We start from the raw sequence: 12,091 nt of genomic DNA on the forward strand, positions 1-12,091 counted from the left end.
TGTTGGCATGGGCGCCGGCTTCCGCAAGTGACCGAAGGGGATCTCATGGCCACGGTGAACGTCGAGCGCACCGCCGACGGCTTCCAGGCGACCAACGACCGCGGGGCGCGCGTCGCGATCGGGGACGGCGACACCGAGGGCGCGTTCACGCCGGTGGAGCTGCTGCTGGCCGCGCTGGGCGGCTGCGAGCTGGTCACCGTGGAGCCGCTGACCTCCCAGCGCGGGCACCGCATGGCGCGGCTGGCCGCGACGGTGTCGGCCGACAAGGTCGCGACCAGCAGGCTCGGCACGATCACGATCACCTACGACGTGGAGCTGCCGGAGGGCGACGCGGAGGCCGACGAGGTGCTGCGGAAGGTCGCCAAGCGCGTCCACGACAGCTACTGCACGGTCGGCAACGCCCTCAAGGAGCCGATGAAGGTCGAGCAGATCGTCCCCTGAGCCGGTCCGCCCGCGGGCTCCCCTCCCCGGCGGCTCCCCCGCCGGGGTGCCGCGCCTCCCCCCTAGGTCCGGAGGCCGTGCGGGGTTCGTACTACTCAAGGCTGAGATGAAGACCATTCGTCGCGGTGATCTCAGGGAGGTGGCCTCCCGGCAAAGATAAATAACATGGCCCAAACCGCCCCCGCAGCCCCCCGCGGCCATGTCGCGGACCGGCCCGCCCCCACGAGCCGGCGCCCCTCCCCCGGCGGGACCGCCGCCGCCCGGCGAAGGCGCGCGCTCGCCGCGCCGCCGGTCTGGCGGGAGCTGCTGCTGATCGCGCTGTTCTACGCGGCCTACACGCTGACGCGCCTGCTGCTCGTCGAGGACGGCACCGGCCCGGCGTTCGCGCACGCCGACCAGATCCTGGGGTTCGAACGGGCGATCGGCCTCGACGTGGAACTGGGCCTCAACCAGCTACTGCTCCAGGTGCCGTGGCTGGCGCGCACCGCCAACCTGTTCTACGCCACCGCGCACTTCGCGGTGACGCTCGCCGTGGTGGTGTGGCTGTACCGGCGGCGACCGCGCGACTACCGCTGGCTGCGCGCCTCGATCATGCTGGCGACCGGGGCCGCGCTGGTCGGGTTCTGGCTGTACCCGCTGGCCCCGCCGCGGTTCCTGCACAGCGAGGGCTTCGTGGACCCGGTGACGGCGCTGCACTCGTTCGGCCTGTACGCCAGCGACGCGTCGGGCACCCTCACCAACCAGTACGCCGCGATGCCGTCGATGCACGCCGGATGGGCCCTGTGGTGCGGCTACGTCATCATGCGGCTGGCGCGGCGGCGCTGGGCACAGGTCGTGGGCCTGCTGTACCCGGCGACGACGGTGTTCGTGATCCTGTCCACCGCCAACCACTACGTGCTGGACGCGGTCGCGGGGATCGCGCTGGTGGGCGCGGCCCTGGCGGTGTCGTGGGTCCTGTACCACCGGTGCCCGGCGCCGCTGCTGCGGCTGCGGGCCGCCGCGTGGCAGCGGGCCGCGGACTGGACGCGCCCCCTGGCCGGCTCCGACCGGGCCCGCGCCGTCCGCTGACGGATCGCCCGGCGGGTCAGTCGGCCCCGTAGAAGACGCGGTCCACGACGGCGCGGGCGCGGCGGGCGTGCCGCCGGTAGTCCTCCAGCAGCTCCCCGGTGGCCGGGTAGCGCAGGACGCGGGCGACGGCGCTGCGCTCGCGGTGGTGCTCGGTGGGCAGCAGGTCGGACGGGCGGCCCCGCACCAGCATGGTCGTGCCGCGGATGCGGGTGGCCAGCCGCCACGCGTCGGCCAGCACCCCGGCGTCGGACCGGTCGAGCAGCCCGGCGTCGGCGGCGGCGTCCAGCGCCGCGAGGGTGCGGGTGGTGCGCAGCCCCGGGACGTCGTGGGCGTGCCGCAGTTGCAGCAGCTGGGCGACCCACTCGACGTCGGACAGCCCGCCGGGGCCGAGTTTGGTGTGCAGCCGCCGGTCGACGCCGCGCGGGAGCCGTTCGGACTCCATGCGTGCCTTCAGCCGCCGGATCTGCCGGACGGCGGCCTCGTCGATGCCGCCGTCGGGCCAGCGCAGCGGGTCGATGAGCGCGCCGAACCGCGCGCACAGCTCCGGGTCGCCGACGAACGGGTCGGCGCGCAGCAGCGCCTGCGCCTCCCACGGCTCCGACCAGCGGGCGTAGTAGGCGGCGTAGGAGGCGAGGGTGCGCACCAGCGGTCCCCGGCGCCCCTCGGGCCGCAGGTTCGGGTCGATCTCCAGCGGCGGGTCGGGGGCGGGCAGCGCCAGCAGCCTGCGCAGCTCCTCGGCGACGGCGTACGCGGCGCGGCCCGCCTCCTGCTCGTCCGCGCCGGGCATCGGGTCATGGACGAACATCACGTCGGCGTCGCTGCCGTAGCCGAGCTCGTGCCCGCCGAACCGGCCCATCGCCACCACCGCCATCCGGGTCGGCAGCGGCCCCCGCCGCTCCAGTTCGATCTTGTGGCGGGCGGCGCGCAGCGCGGCCTCGACCGTGACGGCCGCGATGTCGGTCAGCGCCTCCCCCACCGTCCCCACGTCGACCAGGCCGAGCAGGTCGGCGACCGCGACCCGGAACAGCTCGCGGCGGCGCAGCCCCCGCACGACCGCGACGGCCTCCTCGGCGAGCAGGGTGCCGTTCGCGCCGCCCTCGGCGTCGGTGTGCCGCCGCACGGCCGCCAGCGCCTCGCCGCGCAGCGCCGCGTACGGCCGGGGCGTCAGCTCGGCGGCGGTGCCGAGCATCGCGACGGCGTCGGGGGCGCGCAGCAGCAGGTCGGTGGCGTACCGGCTGGAGCCCAGCACCCACGCCATCCGCTCGGCGACGGTGACCTCGTCGCGCAGCAGCCGCAGGTACCAGGGGGTCGTGCCGAGCGCGTCGCTGACCTGCCGGAACCCCAGCAGCCCGCCGTCGGGGTCGGGCGCGTCGGCGAACCAGCCGAGCATCACCGGCAGCAGCGTCCGCTGGATGGCCGCGCGCCGTGACACCCCGGCGGTCAGCGCCTCGATGTGCCGCAGCGCCCCCGCCGGGTCGTGGTAGCCGAGGGCCTCCAGCCGGGTACGGGCCGCCTCCGGCGTGAGCCGCGCCTCCTCCTCCGGGAGCCGCGCCACCGCGCGCAGCAGCGGCCGGTAGAACAGCTTCTCGTGGATGCGGCGCACCTCGCGGGCGTGCCGCCGCCACCGCGCCGTGAACTCCCCCACCGGGTCGGCGCGCAGCCCCAGCGCCCGCCCGAGCCGCCGCAGGTCGGCCTCGGCGTCCGGCACCACGTGCGTGCGGCGCAGCCGGTGCAGCTGGATCAGGTGCTCCACCTGCCGCAGGAACCGGTAGGCCGCCGTCAGCGCCGCCGCGTCGTCGCGTCCCACGTAGCCGCCCCGCGACAGCGCCGCGAGCGCGTCCAGCGTGGTGGGGCTGCGCAGCGACTCGTCGGTCCGCCCGTGCACCAGTTGCAGCAGCTGGACGGCGAACTCCACGTCCCGCAGCCCGCCCGGGCCCAGCTTGAGCTGGCGTTCGGCCTCGGCGGTGCGCTGGTTGAGGTGGGTCTCCACGCGCCGCCGCATGTCCTGCACGTCCGCGACGAAGCTCTCGCCGTCGGCGGCCCGCCACACGATCGGGGCGGTCATCTCCAGGTAGCGGCGGCCGAGACCGGCGTCCCCGGCGACCGGCCGGGCCTTCAGCAGCGCCTGGAACTCCCACGTCTTGGCCCACCGCTCGTAGTAGGCGCGGTGGCTGGCCAGGGTGCGCACCAGCGGCCCGGCCTTGCCCTCGGGCCGCAGCGCCGCGTCCACCTCCCACAGCGCGCCCTCGGCGGTGCTGGCCGAGCACGCCCGCATCATCGCCGCCGCCAGCCGGGTCGCCACCCGCAGCGCCGCGTCCTCGGCGTGCCCGTCGCGCGCCTCCGCCACGAAGACCACGTCGACGTCGCTGACGTAGTTGAGCTCGCGACCCCCGGCCTTGCCCATGCCGATCACCGCCAGGCGGCACGCATCGTGCCCCTCGACCTCGGCGCGCGCGACCGCCAGGCCCGCCTCCAGCGCCGCCGCCGCCAGGTCCGCCAGCGCGGCGGCGACCTCGGCGAGGTCGGCCGCGCCGGTCAGGTCCCGCCCGGCCAGCGCCAGCAGGTGCCGCCGGTACTCCACGCGCAACGCCACCAGCGTCTCGGGCGAGGCGTCGCGCGCCACCGGGGCCTCGGCGTCGGGATCGGCGCCCACGGCCCGCAGCAGCGCCGCACGCAGCCCGTCGGCCGTCGGGGCGTCGCCTCCCCCGTCGCGCAGGACGGTCCAGTGCCCGGGGTGCCGTGCCAGGTGCCCGCCGAGCGCGTCGCTCACGCCGAGAACGGCCAGCAGCCGGTCCCGGACGGCGGGCTCCTTCTCCAGCGCCGCGCGCAGCCCGTCGCCGGCACCGCGTTCGTCGGCCGCCGCCAGCAGCCGCAGCAGCCCGGCGAGCGCCAGGTCGGGGTCGGGGGTGCCGCCGACCGCCGCCAGCAGGTCGTCGTCCAAAGGATCGCCCTCCGTGAGGAGCCGGTGGGCCCGGCCCGGATCGGTGAAGCCCAGCCGGGCGAGCCGGACGGTCGGGGACGGGCGGCGTTCGGGACTCCACGGCGCGCTCACGCCCCAACCGTAGTCCGCCGGACGTCCGCACGCCCGCACGCGGATCCCCGACCGAGAAGGGCGCCGACCGAGAAGGGCGCCGCCCGGCGCGGCGGCCTGTTCGGCCACACCCTCGCTCGGCGTCGCGGGTGATTCCGCGTTCCCGGGAGGGAACCTGCTGTTCTGGCCCGGTGGCACGAACCACCGGACTTCCGCGACGTGCGGGTAAACCGGAAATGATCTTGCGGCGTCCTTTCTGCGAACGCATCACCGAACAAAGGACGTTCATGCGGATCAGAACCCTCACCACGTCGGCCGCGGCCGTCACGGTCGCCCTCGGCACCGTCGCGGCCGTCGTCGTCACCCAGGGCGGCACCGAGAGCAACGCCGCCCCCGTCGCCGCCACCGCCAAGAAGGCCGCCGCCCCCGGCGACTTCAACGGCGACGGCTACGCCGACGTCGTCTCGGGCACCCCCCAGCAGGGCGGCGGATTCGTCACCGTCGTCTACGGCGGGGCCAAGGGCCTGGACCCGGCCCGCCGCCAGGTGGTCGCCAACCCCGGCGGCACCGGCGTCATCGGCAGCCAGGTGCTGTCGGCCGACTTCGACCGCGACGGCTACGCCGACCTGGCCGCGCGCCGCACCGGCGCCCCGTCGGTCATCGTCTACGGCGGACCCAAGGGACTGACGTCCCGGACCGCCGCGCTGCCCGCCGTGGGCGGCTGGATCGCCGTGGGCGACTTCGACGGCAACGGCGCGCCGGACCTGTCCTCGACCGACGCCGAGAAGAAGAACGTCGTCACCTACATGAACCCCGGGGCCAAGCCTGGCGCGCCGGTGCTGTCCAAGGTCGCCCAGTTGGGCGACTACAGCATCAGCCTGCGTCCGGTGGTCGGCGACTTCAACGGCGACCGCCGCACCGACCTGCTGCTGGCCGCCAGCAACTGGCTCGACGGCATCGTGTCGAACTCCTGGCTGGAGCTGCGGCCGGGCACCGCCAAGGGCCTGGGCGCCGCCAAGGTCATCTCCGGTGACCAGACCAGGGGCATCGACTCGGCCGAGGTCGAGGCGGGCGACGTCAACGGTGACGGCCGTGCCGACCTGGTCGCCAAGCTCGACGAGGATTCCGCGGCGCCGCACGGGGCGTTCACGGTCCGGCTGGCCACCGCCACCGGCTTCGCCAAGGCCCGCGTCTTCAACGGCGCGACCTCCGGCATCCCCGGCTCGACCTCCGCCTTCTCCACCCTGGAGGTCGGCGACGTCAACAAGGACGGCAAGGCCGACATCGTGGCGGGGGCCCCCGGGGAGAAGGACGGCTCCAAGCCCCAGGCCGGAATGGTGTACGTCCTGTTCGGCACCAAGAGCGGCCCGACCACCAAGGGCCTCCAGCGGTTCGGCCAGGACTCCCGGGGCATTCCCGGCACCGCCGAAACCGGTGACAGGTTCGGCGACGGCCTCCAGATCACCGACACCAACCGCGACGGCAAGCCCGAGCTGGTCGTGGGCGTGCCCGGGGAGGACAAGGGCGAGGGGCGCCTGTACGTCTTCGCCAGCACCACCAAGGGCCTGACGACCAAGGGCGTCAAGCACTTCGGCACCACCCACCTGGGCATCGCCGGCAAGCAGGCGGGCCTGGGAGGGATCCTGCTCGACTGAGCCGGACGGCCACGGACGCCCCGGACCTCCGCACGGCGGTCCGGGGCGTCCCCGTGCGCCCGCACGGATAGCGGCGCCCCGTGAAGCGCGGGCGGACCGCTCCGCTACCGGAGTCAGGTTGAGAACGGGTAAACCTTTGATGATCTTGTGGCGTCCTTTCTGCGAACGCATCACCGAACAAAGGACGTTCATGCGGATCAGAACCCTCACCACCTCGGCCGCGGCCGTCACGGTCGCCCTCGGCACCGTCGCGGCCGTCGTCGTCACCCAGAGTGGTGTCGAGAGCAACGCCGCCCCCGTCGCCGCCACCGCCAAGAAGCCCGCCGCCCCCGGCGACTTCAACGGCGACGGCTACGCCGACGTCGCCGACGGCAGTCCCTACGGCAAGATCAAGGGCACGCGCCCCACCGGCTTCGTCACCGTCGTCTACGGCGGCCCCAAGGGCGCGAGCGCGGGCCGCCGCCAGATCGTGACCAGCCCCGACAAGGAGGGCCTGCTGTTCGGCCTCGCCCTCGCCTCGGCCGACCTCGACCGCGACGGCTACGCCGACCTGGTCGTCAGCAAGGGGGGCGGTCCGGGCCGCGTGATCTACGGCGGTGCGAAGGGCCTGACCTCGCGCACGGTGACGCTTCCCGGCGGGTCGTTCCGGAACGCCGCCGCCGGGGACCTGGACGGCAACGGCGTCGCCGACCTGGTCACCACGCGGGAGGGCGACGTCCACCTGTACCTCAACCCCGGTGCCAGGCCCGGCGCGCCCCAGGTCACCAGGCTGCCGCTGCCGCCCAACCCCGACCCGGGCGCGCCCGGCGGGCCGGAGGACAACTCCGTCCGGCCGCTGATCGGCGACTTCAACGGCGACCGCCGCACCGACCTCCTCCTGGTCCAGTCGTACCGCATCGCGTTCGACCTGACCGAGTCCAAGCTCGTGGTGCGCCTGGGCACCGGCAAGGGGCTGGGTCCGGCCAAGGCCACCTCCCAGCCCTCCACCGAGGCGGTCCCCTCCGCCTTGGTCCGCGCGGGCGACGTCAACGGCGACGGCAGGACCGACCTGGTGCACACGGCCGACGCCAACGGGAGCAACACCAGGGCGTTCGCGGTGCGGCTGGGCACCGCCTCCGGCTTCGCCAAGCCGCACTACGTCAGCCTCAAGAGCTTCGGATCGGCCGTCAAGGGCGCCTACACCGGCTACGCGCTCGCGGTCGGCGACGTGGACGGCGACGGCAGGGCCGAGGTCGCCGTCAACCTCAACAAGGGCAAGGGCGGCACGCGCGGCGGCGTGGTGCTGCTGGTGCGCGGCACCAGGACCGGACCGTCCACCAAGCTGTTCCAGGTCTTCGGCCAGGACAGCAAGGGCGTTCCCGGCACCGACGAGAAGGGCGACGAGTTCGGCGGGGGGCTGGCGTTCCGCGACGTCAACCGCGACCGCAGGGCCGATCTCGTCGTCGGCGTCCCCCGCGAGGACAAGAACGAGGGCCGCCTGTACGTGTTCCCCGGCACCGCCGGGGGCGGCGTGACCACCAAGGGCGTCGTCAACATCGGCACCTCAGCCCTCGGCGTCGCGGGCAGCACCGCCAGCCTGGGCGGCAACCTGCTGTTCTGACCCGGCGGTACGACGAGCGCCCCGGACCGTGGCCGACGGCCCGGGGCGCGCTCGGATCCCGGCGGCGGACCGCTCCACTACCGGCGTCAGGTTGAGAACGGGTAAACCTTTGATGATCTTGCGGCGTCCTTTCTGCGAACGCACCACCGAACAAAGGACGTTCATGCGGATCAGAACCCTCACCACCTCGGCCGCCGCCGTCACGGTCGCCCTCGGCACCGTCGCCGCCGTCGTCGTCACCCAGAGTGGTGTCGAGAGCAACGCCGCCCCGGTCGCCGCCACCGCCAAGAAGCCCGCCGCCCCCAACGACTTCAACGGCGACGGCCGCGCCGACATCGCGGCGGGCGCCCCCGACGGGAGCAGGGGCGACTTCGTCACCGTCGTCTACGGCGGCCCCAAGGGGGCCGACCCGGCCCGCCGCCAGGTCGTCGAGGGCAAGCCCGGGTCCGGCGAGCGGCTCGTCTCGGCCGACTTCGACCGCGACGGCTACGCCGACCTGGTGGTCGGCCGCCGCGGCGGCGGCCACGCCATCGTGTACGGCGGCGCGAAGGGACTGACCTCGCGCACCGCCGAGCTGCCCGGCCCCGCCGGGGAGAACGCGGTGGCCGCCGACTTCGACGGCAACGGCGCCCCGGACCTGGCCACCGTCAGCTCGGGGTTCCACAGCGAGTTCCTGTACGTGTACGCCAATCCCGGCGCCAAGCCGGGTCAGCCGGTGAGGCTGCGCAACAACAACGTCCCCGACAACGACGACGGCGCGCCCCAGCTCCCCGGCTTCGGGACCGAGGTGCACCTCGCCGCGGGCGACTTCAACGGCGACCGCCGCACCGACCTGGCGGCCGTCGTCTCCCAGCTGAGCGACGGCACGGTGAGCCACTCCTGGATCGACCTGCGGCCGGGCACCGCCAAGGGGCTGGGGGCGGCGAAGTCCCTCAAGCAGCACTACCTCCACGAGCCCGAGGCCCTCCCGGTCGCGGCGGGCGACGTCAACGGCGACGGCCGGGCCGACCTCGTGTCCCTGCTCGCCGCCGACCACCGCAACCCGACCCCCACGGCCGTGTCGGTCCGCCTCGGGCTCCCCGGCGGCTTCGCCAAGCCCAGGCACCACAAGGGCACGGGCCTGACGTCGGTGGCGGTCGGCGACGTCAACCGGGACGGCCGGGCCGACGTGGCCGTGGGCGCGGGCGCCGCGACGGTCGGCGGCAAGCGCGAGGCCGGAAGCGTCGTCGTCCTGTACGGCGCCAAGGGCGGCCTGACCTCCACCGGGGCGCAGAAGGTCCACCAGGACTCCAAGGGCGTGCCCGGCACCGGCGAGAAGGGCGACCGGTTCGGCGGTGCGGTGACGTTCGCCGACGTCAACGGCAACGGCCGTCTCGACCTGGTCGTCGGCGTTCCCGGCGAGGACAAGGGTGAGGGCCGGCTCTACGTCTTCCCCGGCACCGGCAAGGTCCTGACCGTCAAGGGCGTGCAGAACATCGGCACCACCGCCCTCGGCATCGCGGGCCGCAGGGCCGCGCTGGGCGGCGTCCTGTCGCGCTGACACGACGGGCCCCGGCCGGGTCCGCCCAGCCGGGGACCCGTTCCCGGGCGTACCGCTACAGGACCTCGATCAGGCGCTTGCGCTCGAAGTCGGTGACCTGGCGGCGGTACTCCTCCCACTCCTGGCGCTTGTTGCGCAGGAAGAAGTCGAACACGTGCTCGCCCAGCACGTCGGCCATCAGCTCGCTGCGCTCCATCGCGCGGATCGCCTCGTCCAGGCTCTGCGGCAGCGGCTCGATGCCCATCGCCCGGCGCTCGGCGGCGGTCAGCGCCCACACGTCGTCCTCGGCGCCCGGCGGCAGCTCGTAGCCCTCCTCGATGCCCTTCAGCCCCGCGCCCAGGATCGCCGCGAACGCCAGGTAGGGGTTGGCGGCGGTGTCCAGCGACCGGAACTCGATCCGCGTCGAGTGGCCCTTCTGCGGCTTGTACATCGGCACCCGCACCAGCGCCGAGCGGTTGTTGTGGCCCCAGCAGATGTAGGCGGGGGCCTCGCCGCCCGCGCCCGCCGTGGACCCGACGCCACCCCACAGCCGCTTGTAGGAGTTCACCCACTGGTTGCACACCGCGGTGATCTCGGCGGAGTGGCGCAGCAGCCCGGCGATGAACGCGCGCCCCACCTTCGACAGCTGGTACTCGGCCCCGGGCTCGTAGAAGGCGTTGCGGTCGCCCTCGAACAGCGACATGTGGGTGTGCATGCCGGAGCCGGGGTGGTCGGTGTACGGCTTGGGCAGGAAGGAGGCGAACACCCCCTGTTCGAGGGCGACCTCCTTCATCACCAGCCGGAACGTCATGATGTTGTCGGCGGTGGTCAGCGCGTCGGCGTACCGCAGGTCGATCTCCTGCTGGCCGGGGGCGCCCTCGTGGTGGGAGAACTCCACCGAGATGCCCATCGCCTCCAGCATCATGATCGCGTTGCGGCGGAAGTCGTGCGCGGCGCTGTGCGGGGTGTGGTCGAAGTAGCCGCCGGAGTCGACCGGCATCGGCTCGCGGCCGTCCTCGGGACGCTCCTTGAACAGGAAGAACTCGATCTCGGGGTGGGTGTAGAAGGTGAACCCGAGGTCGGCGGCCCGCTCCAGCGCCCGCTTCAGCACGAAGCGCGGGTCGGCGAAGCTGGGCGTGCCGTCCGGCATGAGGATGTCGCAGAACATGCGGGCCACGCCGGGCGACTCGCTGCGCCAGGGCAGCACCGCGAACGTCGCCGGGTCCGGCTTGGCGATCATGTCGGCCTCGTGGACGCGGGCGAAGCCCTGGACGGCCGAGCCGTCGAAGCCGATGCCCTCGGCGAAGGCGCCCTCCAGCTCGGCGGGCGCGACGGCCACGGACTTCAGGAACCCCTGCACGTCGGTGAACCACAGCCGGATGAAGCGGATGTCGCGCTCCTCCAGCGTGCGGAGCACGAACTCCTGCTGACGGTCCAAAGCCCTCTCCCTCGCTGACGCGGTGCCGTACCGGTCCGGCCCGCCGCCCTGACGCCCCTCCGGCGCGGCCGTGCGGCGGTCGCCAGGCGCGGTCACCTCGCAGTATGCCCGGTCGCTGTTACCGCGACGTTACGGATCCGCGGACGGTGCCGTACGGCAAACTCTGCCATACCCCCCATCTCACGTCACACGCCGCACGGCGCCCCCGACGGTTTGTGTTTTCTTGACGTGGCGTTGTCCCCGCAGGTCAGGGACCGGTCACTAGCGTAGGCCGGGTTGTGGACGTGTCGCTGCTGCAATCGATGACCGAACGGGTGTCCGGACTGGCCACCCCCTCGGTGCTGCCCTCCGACGCCTGGCCGCTGGGCGAACGGGTCACCACCTGGGCGCGGGCCAACGGCCTGGTCCTGGGCGATCCCGACTCCTCGCCGCTGGGCCGGGCCCGGTGCGACCGGCTGGCCGCCCGGCTGTTCCCCACCGCCGACCTGGACCGGCTGGAGCTCCTGGGACGCTGGCTGACCTGGGCGTTCGCGCTGGACGACATGCTGGACTGCGAGCCGCTGGCGGCCAGCGCCACCGGAGTGCACGGGCTGTACGGGGCCCTGCTGGCCGCCGTGCGGCGCGGGCACGCCACGCCCGGCGCGCGCCCGCTGGAGAGCACCCTGGTCGAGCTGTGGGAGGCCACGGCCGCGGGGATGACCCGCGACTGGCGGCGCCGGTTCCTCCAGCACATGGAGGAGCACCGGGCGGGCTGCGCGCAGGAGGCGGTCAACCGCCGCATCGGCGAGGCCCCCGGCGTGGACGACTACCCGTCGGCCCGCCGCCGGGCGTGCGCGCCGTTCCTGTTCGACCTGGTCGAGCCGATGCTGGACGTGGAACTGCCGACCGGGCTGCTGGTCACGCCGTGGTGGAAGAACCTGTCCGAGGCCACGGCGGACATCGTCGCCTGGTCCAACGACGTGGCCTCCCACGCCCGCGAGGCCGAACGCGGCGACGCCCACAACCACGTCACCGTGCTCTCCGCCGCCTACGACTTCCCGCCGGAACGCACCGTCGAGTGGGTGGTCGAGCGCATCGAGCACCGCGCCGGGGACCTGGCGGCCGCCGGGCGGACCATGGACGAGGCCCTGAACTGGCTCCAGCTCACCCCCGAACGGCGGTCGGACGTCGAGCGGGTGGTGGAGGTGTTCCTGGCGCTGCCGCGCGCCCACATCGACTGGCTGTGCGAGTCGGGCCGCTACCGTCCCCGGGCCGAGGACCGCAGGCAGGGGGACGACGGCCCGCGCCGCGCCAAGGGCCTGTGGGACGTGCTGGCGTCCATGTGACCGCCGCCGGGGCC

The 12,091-nt window shown here is 74.1% G+C and carries 8 protein-coding genes; 6 read left to right on the forward strand and 2 right to left on the reverse strand.

Annotated elements, in window-relative coordinates; genetic code table 11:
- Positions 1-45 precede the first annotated feature (45 nt).
- Complete coding sequence (locus AKI01S_RS20435) at positions 46-441, forward strand: OsmC family protein (RefSeq protein ID WP_067820074.1); 396 nt, start codon at positions 46-48, stop codon at positions 439-441.
- A gap of 165 nt (positions 442-606) precedes the next feature.
- Complete coding sequence (locus AKI01S_RS20440; protein WP_083999921.1) at positions 607-1,509, forward strand: phosphatase PAP2 family protein; 903 nt, start codon at positions 607-609, stop codon at positions 1,507-1,509.
- Between the two features lie 16 nt (positions 1,510-1,525).
- Here the strand turns inward: AKI01S_RS20440 and AKI01S_RS20445 are convergent, their stop codons facing one another.
- Positions 1,526-4,561 carry a bifunctional [glutamine synthetase] adenylyltransferase/[glutamine synthetase]-adenylyl-L-tyrosine phosphorylase gene (locus AKI01S_RS20445; protein ID WP_067820077.1) on the reverse strand — a complete coding sequence of 1,012 codons (3,036 nt, stop codon included), beginning with the start codon at positions 4,559-4,561 and terminating at the stop codon, positions 1,526-1,528.
- 266 nt (positions 4,562-4,827) lie between these two features.
- On the opposite strand from AKI01S_RS20445, the gene AKI01S_RS20450 reads away from it, so the two are divergent.
- The 3 genes from AKI01S_RS20450 to AKI01S_RS20460 all read left to right on the forward strand — a co-directional run bounded on the left by AKI01S_RS20450 (position 4,828) and on the right by AKI01S_RS20460 (position 9,335).
- Positions 4,828-6,195, forward strand: coding sequence for a VCBS repeat-containing protein (locus AKI01S_RS20450; protein ID WP_067820080.1), 1,368 nt, complete (start codon positions 4,828-4,830; stop codon positions 6,193-6,195).
- Positions 6,196-6,385: 190 nt separating this feature from the next.
- Positions 6,386-7,795, forward strand: coding sequence for a VCBS repeat-containing protein (locus AKI01S_RS20455; protein WP_067820084.1), 1,410 nt, complete (start codon positions 6,386-6,388; stop codon positions 7,793-7,795).
- Positions 7,796-7,958: 163 nt separating this feature from the next.
- Positions 7,959-9,335 (forward strand): VCBS repeat-containing protein, encoded by a 1,377-nt coding sequence (locus tag AKI01S_RS20460; protein ID WP_067820088.1) that lies wholly within the window; start codon positions 7,959-7,961, stop codon positions 9,333-9,335.
- Between the two features lie 55 nt (positions 9,336-9,390).
- On the opposite strand, the gene glnA is transcribed toward AKI01S_RS20460, so the two are convergent.
- On the reverse strand, positions 9,391-10,752 hold the full coding sequence (glnA, locus tag AKI01S_RS20465) for a type I glutamate--ammonia ligase (protein ID WP_067820091.1): 1,362 nt from the start codon (positions 10,750-10,752) through the stop codon (positions 9,391-9,393).
- A 284-nt stretch (positions 10,753-11,036) separates the two neighbouring features.
- Here glnA and AKI01S_RS20470 point away from each other — a divergent pair, with 284 nt between their 5' ends.
- Positions 11,037-12,077 (forward strand): terpene synthase family protein, encoded by a 1,041-nt coding sequence (locus tag AKI01S_RS20470; RefSeq protein WP_174567402.1) that lies wholly within the window; start codon positions 11,037-11,039, stop codon positions 12,075-12,077.
- Positions 12,078-12,091: the final 14 nt, after the last annotated feature.

It is taken from the genome of Actinomadura kijaniata NBRC 14229 (assembly GCF_001552175.1).
GTDB lineage: Bacteria > Actinomycetota > Actinomycetes > Streptosporangiales > Streptosporangiaceae > Spirillospora > Spirillospora kijaniata.

Excerpts from the sequence above, each read along its gene's own strand:
- AKI01S_RS20435 (WP_067820074.1), top strand. The coding sequence starts at position 46 with ATGGCCACGGTGAACGTCGAGCGCACCGCCGACGGCTTCCAGGCGACC.
- AKI01S_RS20450 (WP_067820080.1), top strand. The coding sequence starts at position 4,828 with ATGCGGATCAGAACCCTCACCACGTCGGCCGCGGCCGTCACGGTCGCC.
- AKI01S_RS20460 (WP_067820088.1), top strand. The coding sequence starts at position 7,959 with ATGCGGATCAGAACCCTCACCACCTCGGCCGCCGCCGTCACGGTCGCC.
- AKI01S_RS20455 (WP_067820084.1), top strand. The coding sequence starts at position 6,386 with ATGCGGATCAGAACCCTCACCACCTCGGCCGCGGCCGTCACGGTCGCC.
- AKI01S_RS20440 (WP_083999921.1), top strand. The coding sequence starts at position 607 with ATGGCCCAAACCGCCCCCGCAGCCCCCCGCGGCCATGTCGCGGACCGG.